We start from the raw sequence: 15,430 nt of genomic DNA, 5'->3' as shown, positions 1-15,430 counted from the left end.
GGTACCCACCGCGCGCGGACAAGTTGCGTTCGATCATCGCCCAAAACCCGCCCTCCCCCGATTGAACCACCCCCGCACTGCCCCGCACCATGGCCGCCACCTGCATAACCCCAATAACAACAGGCCCAATGCCATGAGCACTTTTCACCCTCGCCAGCTATTGCTGGCCACCGCAGTCGCCAGCCTCGCGTTTCCCGTCGTCGCCGAAGAACACGGCTTTATGGAGGACGCCAGCGCCAACCTCAACCTGCGCAATTTCTTCATCAACCGTAACTTCACCAACCCGACCAAAGCCCAGGGCGGCGCGCAGGAGTGGACGCAAAGTTTCATCCTCGACGCCAAGTCCGGCTTCACTCAGGGCACCGTGGGGTTTGGCGTGGATGTACTGGGGCTGTACTCGCTCAAGCTTGATGGCGGGCGCGGCACTGGCGGTTCACAGTTATTGCCGCTGGACCACGACGGCCGCCCCGCCGACGATTTCGGGCGCCTGGGTGTGGCGTTCAAGGCGCGGATTTCGAAGACCGAACTGAAGGTCGGCGAATGGATGCCGACGCTGCCGATCCTGCGCGCCGACGACGGCCGTTCCCTGCCGCAAACCCTGCGCGGCGGGCAGATCACCTCGAAGGAAATCGACGGCCTGACCCTCTACGGCGGCCAGTTCCGCGCCAACAGCCCGCGCGACGACAGCAGCATGTCGGACATGTCGATGGTCGGCAAAACCGCGTTCACCTCGGACCGCTTCAACTTCCAAGGCGGCGAATACGCCTTCAACGACAAACGTACGCAGATCGGCGTGTGGAACGCCCAGCTCAAGGACATCTACAGCCAGCAGTTCGTCAACCTGATCCACAGCCAGCCCTTCGGTGACTGGACCCTGGGCGCCAACCTCGGGTTCTTCTACGGCAAGGACGACGGCAGCGCCCGCGCAGGCGAGCTGGACAACAAAACCTGGTCCGGCCTGTTCTCGGCCAAGTACGGCGGCAACACCTTCTACGTCGGCCTGCAAAAACTCACCGGCAACAGCGCCTGGATGCGCGTCAACGGCACCAGCGGCGGCACCCTGGCCAACGACAGTTACAACTCCAGCTACGACAACGCCCAGGAGAAATCCTGGCAAGTGCGGCACGACTATAACTTTGCCGCCCTCGGCGTACCGGGCCTGACCTTGATGAACCGCTATATCAGCGGCAGCAACGTGCATACCGGCACCATCACCGACGGCAAGGAGTGGGGCCGCGAAAGCGAATTGGGCTACACGCTGCAGAGCGGCGCCCTGAAAAACCTTACGTTGCGCTGGCGCAATTCCAGCATCCGCCGCGACTTCAGCAACAATGAGTTCGATGAAAACCGCTTGATCGTCAGCTACCCGATCAGTCTGCTGTAAAGCCGTATTACACCTTGGCGGGAACGATTTGCTGCGGGTGGTCACTGTTAAGCGCCAGGGCTGATACCTGGTGCTTAAACAAGGACCACACATGGATGTTTTCAACGGTAGTACCCGCCTTCTCCCACGCCTCCTCGATGGCGTCCCGCCCTTACCTGCAGTGCGCCCAGTAGCAACGTTCGACACTGGTCACTACGGGCTGGCCAAACCTGCCCATTTGCAGTTCCTCCCAGGCACATCGATCCAGACCTATCTGCACCCGTTCCTGAATGACGGCAATCTAAAAGCCAGCGGACAGTCGATATGGGAGCGCGGCTATTCCTTCAGCCTGAACAACAGCCTGCTCCTGGAAACCGGCAACGACGCGGACCAGGTCCACATCAGCCAGGCTTCTGACGATCAGTTGAACATTCGCCTCAATGGCCGGTTGTATCGTTTTGCCAGCCACGATAACGATGGCAAACCGCTGACCCTGTACCTGAAGACCCACGGCGGCAATGACCACGTACACATTGATGCCAACATCATGCAGCCCATCGTGATTGAAGCGGGGGACGGCAATGACCGAATCCAGGCCGGCGGTGGCGACACCCGCGTATTCGGCGGCAACGGTAACGACGTCGTGCGCCTTGGCAGCGGCCTTGGCTACGCCGAGGGCAATGACGGTGACGACCTGCTCATGGGCGGCAGCGGCGACAGCGTGCTCTATGGCAACAACGGCAATGACCGCCTCTATGCGGGCGCGGGATCGCGCCGAAAAGCCAGCTATCTGGATGGCGGCAACGGCAATGACCGGCTGTACGCCGGCTCCGGCCACACGGTGTTGCATGGCGGCACCGGGCACGATCGCTTGATCGGCCACGACCGAAGCACCTTCTACACCGGCGACGGTTATGACACCGTCATCGCCAATCGACCGGGCGACCGGATCTACGCCCAGCCCGGCGACTCGATCAACCACCTCAATGGCTCGCTATTGACCGCCGTGCCTGCCCACCCCGGCCCAATCAAGGGGTTTGCGATCAAGGGATCTGCCGCGTTCATCCAACGGGTCGAAGACGATTTGGCGCTGTTACGCCACTCTCCCCAAGGCCAGCAGATGCTCGCAGAGATGGACGCGGCTGCCGATCGCAACGGCGCCCCGGTAACGATTGTGGAAGATCGGCAGGAGAACGGCAGCGGGTACATCTACGGCAGCCAGGAACTCCAGGCCCTGCTGCAGGACGAACGTGCGCCGGTAGTCGGCGACGATCCCAAGTGGGGGTTCATGGTCGACGGAGTACCCGGGTCTCGGGCTGACCGCGCGCGCATTGAATACAACCGGTCCCAACTGAACCCCTCGGCGGGCACGACTCACCCGCCCATCATCGGGCTCTACCACGAAATGGCTCACGCCTATAACGCCGCCAACGGCACCGCCTTCACGGGTTCCACGCAGGAAGTATTCGAGGGGCAGGCGCACGAAGTACCTAACAGTGAACGCCAGGCCGTCGGCCTTGAGAGCAGCGCAGCCGCCTTTGATTTTGACAACGATCCTGCCACGCCAGCCATCACCACCAACCCCAAGCCCTTCACTGAAAACGCTTTGAACGAGGAAATGGGTAGGCCACTGCGAGCGCAATACGTAGGTTAAACCAGATCGCGTTTGTCAGCCTTTAACCCCACGTCGAGCATCTTGCGGTATCGTGCGCGCCTGCCGCTGCTGACCCATCCAGCAGCGGGTTTTATTCGAGCCTGCGCACCCATGAAATCTTTCGCCATCGCATCCGCCTTGCTTGCCCTGGCCTTGAGCCTCAGCGGCTGCATCAGCGCGCCCATCGCGCTGACGCCGCAGACTGAACAACGCCTGCAGGCCCAGGCGCCGATCCGTTTTCTGCTGACGTTCGATGACGGTCCCAGCGCCTCGGGGTACAACAACCCGACCCGCTCGGTGATGGCCGACCTGGCAAACAACCCGGTATCGCCGGGCATCAAGGCGGTGTTCTTTCTGCAGACCGAAGCCTCGCGCTCCGGCGGCAGTTCACGGGGCCGCAAGACCATGGAACGTGAGTTCGCGGCCGGGCATGTGCTGGCGTTCCACACGGCCACAGCCTTTCATACCAACCATCGCTGGTTGAGCGACGCCGAGCTTGAACGCACCCTCAGCCAGGGCGCTGCGGATATCGCCGCGATCACCGGCGTGTCGCCGACGCTGGTGCGCCCGCCCTTCTGGAACTACGACCGGCGCACCTTCGCCGCCTACCAGCGCCACGGCATGAAGGTGTTGTTGACCGACCTGAGCGCCAACGACGGCAAGATCTGGGGCTTCAACGCCAGCCCGCGCCGCCGCGAGAACCTGATCCGCCAGCTGTCGGTGGTGCGCGAACGCATCGCCTTGGGGGAATTGCCGACAGTCGACGGCGTGATACCGGTGGTGGTGACCTTCCACGACATCAACCGCTACACCGCACGGCATCTGCAAGAGTACCTGCAGATCCTGATGGACAGCGCCCGGATCGACGGCCTGAAGACCGCCGCCGAGCCGTTCTACACCGATCACGCGGCGCTGGAGCGGGCGGCATTGGCGCGTACCGTGAAGCAAGCGAGTGAAGAAGTGCATCTGCCGGGGGTGTGGAATTGGGTGTGGGACGCCGATTCCAAGTGATGTGCGTTATCGGGCGGTGCATTGTCTTTTTTCATGCATGCTGTAATGAAGTAGTTATCGTCATGCGGGAACCCCTCCAACTTTTTCACCACTGATCGGCGGTAAGTCACCGACGTTCACAAGAAAGAGTATTGACGATGCAAACCTCTTCCGTTGCGCCTAAAGCGCCCGAACCTAATGCCCTCCCCGGCGGATCGCCAGCTCCAGGCGCCACTGCACTCGTAAACAGCCCTCCCCCCCAGACCAGCAAGATTGTCAGTGACAAAAATGTCGATATCACACTGACAACCACGTCGTATCAGGGGGAAAGCGGGAAAAAAAATGTGACGATTCTAAAAATCGATACTGCCGATGGCGCGGACGACATTCACATCAGCAAAGGCGAACGCGGCCAACTCAATGCCGTGATAAATGGCAAAAGTTATTTACTGCCCGCTGCTAACAGCGATGCGACAGCGATAGCCATCAGGGCGAACAAGGGTGACGACACCGTTCGCATTGATCCTGATGTGATGGCTTACACCCTAATCCATGGAGGTGAAGGTAACGATCATATACAGACCGGGGGTGGTAAAAGCCAAGTTTACGGCGGCGCGGGTAATGACATCATCCAACTGGGCAGCGCAAGCAGTTACGCCGGCGGTGACGACGGCGATGACACCATGATGGGCGGCACAGGCAATCACACCATGTACGGCGGGAACGGCAACGACCGCATGTACGCGGGTTACGGTCCTGACAGCAAAACCAGCTACATGGACGGAGGAAACGATGACGACCTGATGCACGGCGGAAGCGGCCACAACATCATGCACGGCGGCAAAGGCGATGATCAGATAAACGCTTATGGCCGAAGCCATATCTACACGGGTAGAGGTCAAGACAGCGTCTATTCCAACTCAAGCGACGACGTTGTGTACGGTAAACGCAGCGATCACCTGGGATTACCATTCGGATTCAAGTTTATCGAGACCGTGCCATTGCCCGAAAATGCAGGGCGCAAGGCGATTGATATCGAAGGTTCCCCGGCATTCAAGCAACGGGTTGAGGATGACCTGGAGTTTTACCGAGGCTCTCCCAACAGCCAGCACATGTTGAATGAACTGGACGCCGCCGCAGAGCGCAGCGGAGCCAAAGTCACGATAATGCAAGATATCACTGATGCTCACATCGTCGTGCCGCCGGAGGGCGTTCCCCTGGAAGAATGGCAGGACCCCACGATCATCCGCGATGGGGTCCGTGGCGCGGGCACGACAGAATCGTTTGTGACCTATAACCCGGTCATCCCCAGAGAAGCCTCGGACGAGTCGCGTGTGTTTCTGCCGACCACCACGACCCTGTACCACGAACTGGGTCACGCTTATAACGCAGCCACAGGCAGCACATTTCTCGGCAATACGGAAATTATCCGCCCGGACGGCACACGCACCCAGGAGCCCAATGATGAACGCCAGGTCGTCGGCCTGGAAACTGCCAGTCCGCCCTTCGACTTTGACAACGACCCCGCAACCGCGCCAACCACGTCAAATCCTTACCCACTGACCGAAAACGCGTTACGAGAAGAAATGGGCCTGCCCCTGAGAAAAAGCTACGGCTCCCTGTGAGTCGACCTGACCGCTCAGCCCCGTGACGGTCAGCGACCGCTCCTCGACAACCTGTTGCCTCTCGCCAGGAGTGCAGTGCCGAGTCGCACTAAGCGCGCGACTCGACCCCCAACTCATCCCACACCGATTCGGCCAGATGAAACGTCGCATTCGCCGCCGGAATCCCGCAGTAGATCGCGCTTTGCATCAGCACTTCCTTGATCTCGGCACGGGTCACGCCATTGCTGGCGGCGGCGCGCAGGTGCAGTTTGAGTTCTTCGCCGCGGTTCATGCCGATCAGCATGGCGATGGTGATCAAACTGCGGGTGTGCCTGGGCAGGCCGGGGCGGGTCCAGATATCGCCCCAGGCGTGGCGGGTGATCATGTCCTGGAATTCGCTGTTGAACTCGGTCAAGGCATTCAGGCTGCGGTCGACATGCGCGTCGCCCAGCACTTCGCGGCGCACTTGCAGGCCGTCGGCGTAACGTTGTTTCTCGTCCACAAAAGACTCCTCAGCGGGCCAGCAGAAATTGAATGACCCGGTCGCTGAACGCGGCACCGGCTTGCACGTTGGACAGGTGGGCGGCGTAGAACTCGGCGTACTCGGCCCCCTGTACCTGGCGCTGGATAAAGTGGCTGCCGGCGGGCGGTGTGACAGCGTCTTCAGTGCCGGCGATCACCAGGGTCGGCACGTGGATCGCCGACAGTTGCTCGCTAAAGTCTGCATCGCGCACCGCTGCGCAATTGGCGGCGTAGCCCTGGGGCGAGGTGGCCGCGAGCATGTCGGTAATGCGCTTGGCCTGCTGCGGGTTGGCCGCCGCGAAATCGGCGGTGAACCAGCGCGCAATCGACGCGTCGCGCAGCGCCACCATCGCGGCCGCACCGTCGCGCAGGACCATCTCGATACGCGGGTTCCACACGTCTGATGTACCGATCTTGGCCGCAGTGTTGCACACCACCAGGCGCTGCAAACGATCCCCCGCGTGAATCCCCAGCCATTGGCCGATCAGCCCGCCCATGGACAGCCCGCAGAAATGCGCGCGCGGGATGTCCAGCGCGTCCAGCAGCGCAATCACGTCGCGGCCGAGTTGTTCGATGCTGTAGGGGCCTTCGGTCACCAGGGATTGGCCGTGGCCACGGGTATCGAAGCGCAGCACGCGAAAGTGCTCGGCAAAGGCCGGGACCTGGGTGTCCCACATATTCAGGTCGGTGCCCAGCGAATTGGACAGCACCAGCACCGGTGCATCGATGGGGCCATCCAGTTGGTAATGCAGTTCGCCCTCGGCGAGTTGTACAAAAGCCACAGCAATCTCCTCAGGCAGTCAGTGCAAAGTGTTCGGTTACAGCGCGGCTGACCCAGGTTTGGGCCTGGCCCAGGTAGTGCGCCGGGTCGAGCAGGCGGTCCAGGTCTGTCGCCGACAACTCGGCGGTAATGAGCGGCTCATCGGCGAGGACGGCGCGCAGATGGCGTTGTTCGGCCACCGCGCGTTTGCAGCATTGCTCCAGCAGGTCGTGCGCGGTGTCGCGGCCCAGGCGCTGCGCGAGCACGATGCTGACGGCTTCGGCCAGCACCAGGCCCTGGGTCAGGTCGAGGTTGCGCGCCATGCGCTCGGGGTCGACTTCCAGCCCTGCGCTCACCAGCAGCGCCTGTTGCAATGCGCCAGAGACCAAGCGGCAAATCTCCGGCAGGGTTTCCCATTCGGCATGCCACAGGCCCAGGCTGCGTTCGTGTTCCTGGGGCATGGCGCTGAACAGTGTCGCCACCAGGCCGGGCACGCGGGTCGCGGCGCTGATCAGCACGGCGGCGCCCACCGGGTTGCGTTTGTGCGGCATGGTCGACGAGCCGCCTTTGCCGGGCGCCGCCGGCTCGAATACTTCCGCCGCCTCGGTCTGCATCAGCAGGCTGATATCGCGGCCCAGCTTGCCAAGGCTGCCGGCGATCAGACCCAACACGCTGGCGAACTCCACCAGGCGATCACGCTGGGTATGCCAGGGTTGCTCGGGCAAGGTCAGTTGCAACTGCGCCGCCAACGCTTGGGCAACGGGCATTGCCTGTTCGCCAAGCGCAGCCAACGTGCCGGAGGCGCCGCCGAATTGCAGCACCAGCAAGCGCGGTTTCAGCTCGATCAAGCGCTGGCGGCTGCGGGTCACCGCGCCCAGCCAACCGGCGATTTTCATGCCCAGGGTGACCGGCGTGGCATGCTGCAACCACGTCCGCCCGGCCAACGGTACAGCCGCATACCGCTGGGCCTGGGCTGCCAGAATATCGCCGAGGCGAGCCAGGTCGGCTTCGATCAACGCCAGCGCGCGCCGCAGTTGCAGGACCAGGCCGGTGTCCATCACATCCTGGCTGGTCGCGCCCAAATGCACATAGCGTTCGGCACTCGGGTCTTCGCCAGCCACCCACTTGCCCAGCGCCTTCACCAGCGGAATCGCCGAATTGCCCGCCGAGGCAATCGCCACGCCGAGGGCATCGACGTCATACAGCGACGCCAGGCACGCCTGGGCAATCGGCGCGACGGCCGCCTGCGGGATCAACCCGACCTGGGCCTCGGCCCGTGCCAGTGCGGCTTCGAAATCCAGCATGCCCTGCAGGCGCCCCTGGTCGCAGAACACCTCGGCCATGCTCTCAGCGCTGAAGTAAGCGTCGAACAGTTGGTTGCTCGTGCGCAGCGTCATAACGCCTCCTTTATAAATCGTGATGCAGGTACGCCGCCTGTTTCGGCAGGCGCAGGCTGAACAGGAAAGCCACCGCCATCATGCCGGTGACGTACCAATAAAAGGTGTTCTCCATGCCCAAGGATTTCAAACCCAAGGCCACGTATTCCGCCGAGCCGCCGAAGATTGCGTTGGCCACCGCATAAGCCAGGCCCACACCCAGGGCGCGCACCTGGGGCGGGAACATTTCCGCTTTCACCAGGCCGCTGATGGAGGTGTAGAAACTGACAATGGCCAACGCCAGCGTGATCAGCACAAACGCCAGGAACGGACTGCTGACGGTTTTCAGGCTGAGCAGGATCGGCACCGTAAACAAGGTGCCCAGCGCGCCGAACCACAGCATCGAATTACGGCGACCGATCTTGTCGGCCAGCATGCCGAACAGCGGCTGCATGCACATATAAAGGAACAGCGCGCCGGTCATGATGTAGCTGGCGGTCTTGGCGTGCATCCCGGCGGTGTTCACCAGGTACTTCTGCATGTAGGTGGTGAACGTGTAGAAAATCAGCGAGCCACCGGCGGTATAGCCGAGCACGGTGATAAAGGCCGCTTTATGGTCACGGAACAGCGCGGCGATGCTGCCGGCGTCCTTGTCTTCGCGCATTTCCTTGCTGGTGGTTTCTTTCAGGCTGCGACGCAGCAGCAGGGAGATCACCGCCGCGATGGCGCCGATCACGAACGGAATCCGCCAGCCCCAGGCGCGCAGTTCGTCTTCGCTGAGGATCTGTTGCAGGACCACCACCACCGACACCGCCAGCAGTTGCCCGCCGATCAGGGTCACGTACTGGAAGGAGGCGAAGAACCCACGCTGGCCCTTGAGCGCCACTTCACTCATGTAGGTCGCGGTGGTGCCGTATTCGCCGCCCACCGACAAGCCCTGGAACAGCCGCGCCACCAGCAGTAACGCCGGGGCCCAGGCGCCGATGTCTTTGTAGGTGGGCAGGAAGGCGATGACCAGGGAACCGGCGCACATCATCAGCACCGAGATCATCATTGAGTTCTTGCGCCCGTGCTTGTCGGCTACCCGGCCGAACAGCCAGCCACCGATGGGGCGCATCAGGAAACCGGCGGCGAACACGCCCGCAGTGTTGAGCAGTTGGACCGTGGGGTCGTCCGAGGGGAAAAACGCCGGAGCGAAGTAAATGGCGCAGAAGGCATAGACGTAGAAGTCGAACCATTCGACGAGGTTGCCGGAGGATGCCCCGACAATCGCAAAAATCCGTTTGCTGCGCTCTTCTCCGGTGTAGTGACTGGTTGTTGTTGTCATTTTTTTCACTCAGTGGGAATGGTTATAGCCTAGACACACTTTGCAACAGCCATGTTCCGCTTGTAGACATTTACATAGGTGTTGCCTGAAATGGCCTCATCGGGGGCAAGCCCCCTCCCACACTTGAATGTATTCACACATCAAAGGTGGGAGGGGGCTTGCCCCCGATAGGTTCTCAAGCCAACTCAGTAATCAAAGAACACCGTTTCCTTATCTGTCCCCTGCAACACCACATTCCACTGATGCACACCGTCCGCATCCCGCTTGGCAATCAAGGTACTGCGCCGCTCTGTGGGCACGCGCGCGAGCAACGGGTCATCCGCATTCAGCGCCTCACCGTCAAAATAAATCCGCGTGAGCAAGTGTTTCACCAGGCCACGGGCAAATACCAGCACCACCAGGTGCGGCGCCTGGGTCGTGCCCGCCAGCCCCGGCACGCTGCCCGGCTTGACGGTGGTAAAGCGGAAGCGCCCTTCAGCATCCACCGGCACCCGGCCGAAGCCTTCGAAGTTCGGGTCCAGCGCTTTGTCCTGGTCGTCCTCCGGGTGGTCGTACTTGCCGGCGGCATTGGCCTGCCAGACTTCCAGCATGGCGTCGTTGACGACATCACCGTTGCCATCCACCACTTGCCCGCTGATCGCCACGCGTTCGCCAAGGGTCGCGGCGTTGGCCAGGGCTTCGCGGTTCAGCCAGGTCAGGCCGATGTGGTAATACGGCCCGACGGTGTGGGACGTGGTCGCGTAAAGGCTCATCTCATTTCTCCATCGGCGTGGCGTCGCGGCCGCGCAGGACGATGTCCCAGCGGTAGCCGAGGGCATAGGAAGGAATGGTTTTTTCCAGGTCGAACGTGGCGATCAGGCGTTGCTTGGCCGAGGTGTCCGGTACGCAGTTGTAGATCGGGTCGTACTCGAGCAGCGGGTCTCCGGGGAAATACATCTGCGTGACCAGGCGCGTCAGCACGCTCGGGCCGAACAGCGAAAAATGGATATGCGCCGGGCGCCACGCATTGTGGTGGTTGCCCCACGGGTAGGCGCCGGGCTTGATGGTCTGGAACTGGTACCAGCCCTCGGCGTCGGTGACGGTACGCCCGGTGCCGGTGAAGTTCGGGTCGAGCGGCGCGTCGTGCAGATCGCGCGCGTGGTTGTAGCGGCCGGCCGCGTTGGCCTGCCAGATCTCCACGAGGATGCCCGGCACCGGCAGACCGTTTTCATCGAGCACGCGCCCGTGAACGATGATGCGCTCGCCCTGCGGCTCGCCGTCGTGCTGCGCAGTCAGGTCGTTGTCCTTCTCGTTGATGCGCTCGGCGCCGATGGTCGGCCCGGTGATTTCCGACAGGGAATGGGGCAGGAACACCAACGGCTGAGACGGCGAACGCAGGTTCGTCGACTGGTAGGCCGGGTGCAGGTAATCAGGTTGAGTGCCCGCTTGCGGGCGCCGGTAACCGGGCTTGTCACTCATGGAGCGGTCCTCTCTTATTAGATGCGTTCAATCGCCAGCGCCAGGCCCTGACCCACTCCAACACACATGGTCGCCAGACCTTTGCGGCCGCCGGTTTTTTCAAGTTGATGCAGGGCCGTCAGCACCAGTCGCGCACCGCTCATGCCCAGAGGATGGCCGAGGGCGATGGCGCCGCCGTTCGGGTTGACCTGGGGCGCATCGTCGGCGATGCCCAATTCACGCAACACCGCCAGGCCCTGGCTGGCGAAGGCCTCGTTGAGTTCGATCACATCGAAATCGGTGACGGCCAGGCCCAGGCGTTCCACCAGCTTGCGAACCGCCGGCACCGGGCCGATGCCCATCACCCGTGGCGCGACACCGGCGCTGGCCATGCCCAGCACTCGGGCACGGGCGGTCAGGCCATGTTTTTTCACGGCCTCGGCAGACGCAAGAATCAGCGCCGCCGCCCCGTCGTTCACACCCGACGCATTGCCGGCGGTGACGGTCTTGTCCGGGCCGTTGACCGGTTTGAGCCGGGCCAGGGTTTCCAGGGTGGTGTCGGCCCGTGGATGCTCATCGTGTTCCACCACGGTTTCGCCTTTTTTATGGGCGACCCGCACCGGCACGATTTCTTCGGCGAAGAACCCGACGGCCTGGGCGGCGGCGGTGCGTTGCTGGCTGCGCAGGGCGAAGGCGTCCTGGTCGGCGCGGGACACATGGTAGTCGTCGGCGACGTTATCGGCGGTCTGCGGCATCGCATCCACGCCGTACTGGGCCTTCATCAGCGGGTTGATGAAGCGCCAGCCGATGGTGGTGTCTTCGAGCTTCATATTGCGCGAAAACGCCGTGTCAGCCTTGCCCATCACGAACGGCGCGCGGGACATCGACTCGACGCCGCCGGCAATCGCCAATTCCATTTCACCGCTGGCAATCGCACGAAAGGCGGTGCCGATCGCGTCCATGCCCGAAGCGCACAAACGGTTGAGGGTCACGCCGGGAATGCTCGAAGGCAGGCCCGCCAACAACAGCGCCATACGCGCGACGTTGCGGTTGTCTTCACCGGCCTGGTTGGCGCAGCCGAGGAACACTTCATCGACGGCGTGCCAATCCACGCTAGGGTTGCGTTCGATCAACGCCTTGATCGGCAGTGCCGCCAGGTCGTCGGCGCGCACCGTGGACAGGCCACCGCCGAAACGGCCGATGGGGGTACGAATTGCATCGCAGATAAATACGTCGCGCATCAGGCTTCTCCGGGTGCTTGGCCGTGGGCGGCCGCTGTGCGGGCTTCGAGATCACGTAGGGCGGTCAGCTCGACTGCCGTCGGTTCCGCGGTGGTGCTGACCTGATCGGCAAAGCGAATCGCCCAGCCGGTGGCCGCGACCACTTGCTCGCGGGTGACGCCAGGGTGCAGTGCGGTGACCACGAACTCATGGGTGCCCTCTTCCGGCTCCATGATGCACAGGTCGGTAATAATCCCGACAGGACCGGCGCCGGGCAGGCCCAGGCGCTTGCGTGAATCGCCGCCCTCGCCGTGGCCGACGGAGGTGATGAAGTCCAGCTTGTCGACAAACGAACGCGCCGACTGCTTGAGAATGATCAGCACGCTCTTGGCCGAGCCGGCAATCTCCGGCGCGCCACCGGCACCCGGCAGGCGCACTTTGGGCTGGTGATAATCGCCGACCACGGTGGTGTTGATATTGCCGAAACGGTCGACCTGGGCCGCGCCGAGAAAACCGACGTCGATGCGCCCGCCCTGCAGCCAGTAGCGAAAGATCTCACCGGTGGGGACGACAGTGTCGGCAGTTTCCGCCAACTCGCCGTCACCAATGGACAGCGGCAATACGCTGGGCTTGGCGCCAATCGGGCCGGACTCGTAGATCAGCACCACATCCGGCGAGGACGTCAGGCGCGCCAGGTTGGCCGCCTTGGACGGCAGGCCGATGCCGACAAAACACACCGAATCATTCTTCAGGCGGCGTGCAGCGGCGACGGTCATCATTTCATTGGTCGAGTAAGCCATTACTTGGCCTCCTGCGCGGCGGCCAGCTTGGCCTGGAATTCACTGAAATCGGCAGTGCCGTGGATGTATTCGTCGATCCAGGCGGTAAACGTCCCACGGTCGCGAGCGATCGGGTCCCAGGCCTGGTAGAAACGGTTATCGCGTTGGTTATAGCCATAGGCATAGGACGGATGCGCGCCACCAGGCACATGGCACACAGCCGTCAGCGCCCAGGTCGGCAGCACGCAGCTGTTCATTGGCGCGTTGAGGTCGTCGACGATTTCTTCGACGGTGACGATGCAACGCTTGGCGGCCAGCGCCGCTTCCTTCTGTACGCCAAGAATGCCCCAGAGCAGCACATTGCCCTTGCGGTCGGCCTTTTGCGCGTGGATCACGCTGACGTCCGGACGTACCGACGGCACCGCCGCCAGCACTTCGCCGGTGAATGGGCAGGTGACGGTCTTGATCAGCGGGTTGACCTTGGGCAGATCGGAACCAGCGTAGGCACGCAACACCGCGAACGGCAAGCCGGAAGCACCGGCGACGTAGGCATTGGCCAGGTCGGCGTGGCTGTGTTCCTCAATCTCCAGGGGTTGCGGCCAGTGTTTCTCGACCGCATCACGCAGGCGATGCAGGGAACCCACGCCAGGGTTGCCGCCCCAGGAAAAAATCAACTTGCGGGCGCAGCCGGCGCCGATCAACTGGTCGTAGATCAGGTCAGGCGTCATACGTACCAGCGTCAGGTCTTTCTTGCCCTGACGAATGATTTCATGACCCGCCGCCGTAGGGATCAGGTGGGTAAAGCCTTCCAGTGCGACAGTATCGCCGTCGTTCACAAATCGCTTCACCGCGTCACGCAGCGCAAGAATTTCAGCCATGGGTTCGGGCTCCCGGTGTGGATCGAAAAAGGCGCGAAGGTGGCGCCGAAGTGCTTGAAGATTAAGCCGGGGCAAAAAGCCAAACAATCCGATAATCGACACAGTGTTCGATTATCGAACCGATTGTTGTCTAGCTAATCTTTCTTGCACCCACAGGAAATGCGCGTGTCTTCAGGTGGCGTCGGCATGGCTGACCATGCCTTTGATCACCACGGCGGCCGTGGCCAATGCGGCGGGGATCACCAGCGCGGTGAGCACCTGCTCGAAGTTCCAGCCCAGGCCCAGCAAGGTGGCGCCCATCCATGCGCCGAGGATCGCGCCGAAGCGGCCGATACCGAGCATCCATGACACGCCGGTGGCGCGGCCCTGGGTCGGGTAGAAGCGTGCGGCCAGGGACGGCATCGCCGATTGCGCACCGTTGACGCACATCCCGGCGATCAGCACCAAGGTCGCCAACACGGTGATATTGCCCAGGCTCTGCCCCACTGCGTAGGCAAATACCCCGGCCAGCAGGTAGAACGTGCCGATGACCTTGTGCGGGTTGAACCGGTCCATCGCCCAGCCCACCCCGACCGCACTCAACACGCCACCAAACTGGAATAGCGCACCGATGAACGCGGCCTGTTCCATGCTCGCGCCACTGTCGCGCATCAGCGTGGGCAGCCAACTGGTCAGCAGGTACACAATCACCAGGCCCATGAAGTAGGTGAGCCAGAGCAACAAGGTGCCGGCGCTGTAGGTGCCGGAGAAGATCACCGCGAATACGTTGCGCGCCTTCACGGTTTTTTGCTCGGGCACGCTGAAACCGCTGGCTTGGGCGACGATGCCGGGCTCGATGGGTGACAAGGCTTTGCGCACCTTGTCGGTGCCGCGGTTGCGCACCACCAGGTAGCGCGCAGATTCCGGCAGCCATCCCCACAACACCACCGCGAGGATCAACGGCAAAATACCGCCGATGAGCAGCAAGCTGTGCCAGCCGAATGCCGGGATCAATTTGGCCGAGATAAACCCGCCACCGGCCATGCCCAGGTTGAAACCGCAGAACATGCTGGTCACCAGCAGCGATTTATGGCGTTCGGGGGTGTATTCGGACAGCAGCGTGGTGGCATTCGGCATACCGGCGCCCAACCCCAGCCCGGTGAGGAAGCGCAACACCAGCAACTGATCGACGTTGCTGCTGTAGGCCGAGGCCAGGCTGAAGGCGCCAAACACCAGCACCGCACTCACCAATACCACTTTGCGCCCGAAACGGTCCGCCAGCGGGCCGGAACCCAGGGCGCCGAATACCATGCCGATCAGCGCGGCGCTCATCACCGGGCCGAGGCTGGCGCGGTCAATGCCCCAGTCCTGGGACAGCGCGGGCGCGATGAAGCCCATGGCGGCGGTGTCGAGGCCATCGAGAAAGACAATCAGGAAACACAGGATCACCACACGCCACTGATAGCGTGACAGTGGCTGGGCGTTGATGAAGGACTGCACGTCCAGGGTGGTAGCGACAGAAGGTTGATTCATTATTGTTA

14 protein-coding genes are annotated in these 15,430 nt (G+C 62.4%); 4 read left to right on the top strand and 10 right to left on the bottom strand.

What is annotated here, in order from left to right; all coding sequences use genetic code 11:
* The first annotated feature begins 133 nt into the window (after positions 1 to 133).
* The 4 genes from NR164_RS18010 to NR164_RS17995 all read left to right on the top strand — a co-directional run bounded on the left by NR164_RS18010 (position 134) and on the right by NR164_RS17995 (position 5,632).
* Positions 134 to 1,384, top strand: coding sequence for an OprD family porin (locus NR164_RS18010; RefSeq protein WP_079443014.1), 1,251 nt, complete (start codon positions 134 to 136; stop codon positions 1,382 to 1,384).
* A 91-nt stretch (positions 1,385 to 1,475) separates the two neighbouring features.
* Positions 1,476 to 3,017: a M91 family zinc metallopeptidase gene (locus NR164_RS18005; RefSeq protein WP_256823052.1), complete on the top strand. Its 1,542-nt coding sequence runs from the start codon at positions 1,476 to 1,478 to the stop codon at positions 3,015 to 3,017.
* A 111-nt stretch (positions 3,018 to 3,128) separates the two neighbouring features.
* The gene (locus NR164_RS18000; RefSeq protein WP_256823051.1) at positions 3,129 to 4,028 is read left to right on the top strand and encodes a polysaccharide deacetylase family protein; all 900 of its coding nucleotides are present in this window, start codon (positions 3,129 to 3,131) and stop codon (positions 4,026 to 4,028) included.
* Between the two features lie 137 nt (positions 4,029 to 4,165).
* A complete protein-coding gene (locus NR164_RS17995) occupies positions 4,166 to 5,632 on the top strand; it encodes a M91 family zinc metallopeptidase (protein WP_256823050.1) in 1,467 nt (488 codons plus the stop codon).
* 88 nt (positions 5,633 to 5,720) lie between these two features.
* Here the strand turns inward: NR164_RS17995 and pcaC are convergent, their stop codons facing one another.
* From pcaC to NR164_RS17945, 10 genes are all read right to left on the bottom strand, one after another.
* A complete protein-coding gene (gene pcaC / locus NR164_RS17990; RefSeq protein WP_017844824.1) occupies positions 5,721 to 6,113 on the bottom strand; it encodes a 4-carboxymuconolactone decarboxylase in 393 nt (130 codons plus the stop codon).
* Between the two features lie 10 nt (positions 6,114 to 6,123).
* Positions 6,124 to 6,915 carry a 3-oxoadipate enol-lactonase gene (gene pcaD / locus NR164_RS17985; RefSeq protein WP_046384423.1) on the bottom strand — a complete coding sequence of 264 codons (792 nt, stop codon included), beginning with the start codon at positions 6,913 to 6,915 and terminating at the stop codon, positions 6,124 to 6,126.
* Positions 6,916 to 6,925: 10 nt separating this feature from the next.
* Positions 6,926 to 8,290: a 3-carboxy-cis,cis-muconate cycloisomerase gene (locus NR164_RS17980; RefSeq protein WP_256823049.1), complete on the bottom strand. Its 1,365-nt coding sequence runs from the start codon at positions 8,288 to 8,290 to the stop codon at positions 6,926 to 6,928.
* 10 nt (positions 8,291 to 8,300) lie between these two features.
* Positions 8,301 to 9,596, bottom strand: a complete 1,296-nt coding sequence (locus tag NR164_RS17975; protein ID WP_017844821.1) for an MFS family transporter — start codon at positions 9,594 to 9,596, stop codon at positions 8,301 to 8,303.
* 185 nt (positions 9,597 to 9,781) lie between these two features.
* The gene (gene pcaG / locus NR164_RS17970) at positions 9,782 to 10,348 is read right to left on the bottom strand and encodes a protocatechuate 3,4-dioxygenase subunit alpha (protein WP_046384425.1); all 567 of its coding nucleotides are present in this window, start codon (positions 10,346 to 10,348) and stop codon (positions 9,782 to 9,784) included.
* 1 nt (position 10,349) lies between these two features.
* Entirely contained in the window at positions 10,350 to 11,054 is a 705-nt protein-coding gene (gene pcaH, locus NR164_RS17965; RefSeq protein WP_017844819.1) for a protocatechuate 3,4-dioxygenase subunit beta, read from the bottom strand.
* Positions 11,055 to 11,071: 17 nt separating this feature from the next.
* Entirely contained in the window at positions 11,072 to 12,277 is a 1,206-nt protein-coding gene (gene pcaF / locus NR164_RS17960; RefSeq protein ID WP_177031383.1) for a 3-oxoadipyl-CoA thiolase, read from the bottom strand.
* Complete coding sequence (locus NR164_RS17955; RefSeq protein WP_256823048.1) at positions 12,274 to 13,053, bottom strand: CoA-transferase subunit beta; 780 nt, start codon at positions 13,051 to 13,053, stop codon at positions 12,274 to 12,276. The genes pcaF and NR164_RS17955 overlap by 4 nt, the downstream gene beginning before the upstream one ends.
* Positions 13,053 to 13,910, bottom strand: coding sequence for a CoA transferase subunit A (locus tag NR164_RS17950; RefSeq protein ID WP_256823047.1), 858 nt, complete (start codon positions 13,908 to 13,910; stop codon positions 13,053 to 13,055). Before NR164_RS17950 ends, NR164_RS17955 begins: the two co-directional genes overlap by 1 nt.
* A 171-nt stretch (positions 13,911 to 14,081) precedes the next feature.
* The gene (locus NR164_RS17945) at positions 14,082 to 15,422 is read right to left on the bottom strand and encodes an MFS transporter (protein WP_046384428.1); all 1,341 of its coding nucleotides are present in this window, start codon (positions 15,420 to 15,422) and stop codon (positions 14,082 to 14,084) included.
* Positions 15,423 to 15,430: the final 8 nt, after the last annotated feature.

Source organism: Pseudomonas sp. Pse79, assembly GCF_024519615.1.
In the GTDB taxonomy this organism is placed as follows: Bacteria; Pseudomonadota; Gammaproteobacteria; order Pseudomonadales; family Pseudomonadaceae; genus Aquipseudomonas; species Aquipseudomonas veronii.
The sequence above is the reverse complement of the archived record's forward strand: the minus strand, read 5'-3'. Positions and strand labels throughout refer to the sequence as shown.

Bases quoted from the DNA above. Each gene is read 5' to 3' on its own strand.
- NR164_RS18010 (WP_079443014.1), top strand. From the start codon at position 134: ATGAGCACTTTTCACCCTCGCCAGCTATTGCTGGCCACCGCAGTCGCC.
- NR164_RS18000 (WP_256823051.1), top strand. From the start codon at position 3,129: ATGAAATCTTTCGCCATCGCATCCGCCTTGCTTGCCCTGGCCTTGAGC.
- NR164_RS18005 (WP_256823052.1), top strand. From the start codon at position 1,476: ATGGATGTTTTCAACGGTAGTACCCGCCTTCTCCCACGCCTCCTCGAT.
- NR164_RS17980 (WP_256823049.1), bottom strand. From the start codon at position 8,290: ATGACGCTGCGCACGAGCAACCAACTGTTCGACGCTTACTTCAGCGCT.
- NR164_RS17995 (WP_256823050.1), top strand. From the start codon at position 4,166: ATGCAAACCTCTTCCGTTGCGCCTAAAGCGCCCGAACCTAATGCCCTC.
- NR164_RS17945 (WP_046384428.1), bottom strand. From the start codon at position 15,422: ATGAATCAACCTTCTGTCGCTACCACCCTGGACGTGCAGTCCTTCATC.
- pcaG (WP_046384425.1), bottom strand. From the start codon at position 10,348: ATGAGCCTTTACGCGACCACGTCCCACACCGTCGGGCCGTATTACCAC.
- NR164_RS17950 (WP_256823047.1), bottom strand. From the start codon at position 13,910: ATGGCTGAAATTCTTGCGCTGCGTGACGCGGTGAAGCGATTTGTGAAC.
- NR164_RS17955 (WP_256823048.1), bottom strand. From the start codon at position 13,053: ATGGCTTACTCGACCAATGAAATGATGACCGTCGCCGCTGCACGCCGC.
- pcaH (WP_017844819.1), bottom strand. From the start codon at position 11,054: ATGAGTGACAAGCCCGGTTACCGGCGCCCGCAAGCGGGCACTCAACCT.
- NR164_RS17975 (WP_017844821.1), bottom strand. From the start codon at position 9,596: ATGACAACAACAACCAGTCACTACACCGGAGAAGAGCGCAGCAAACGG.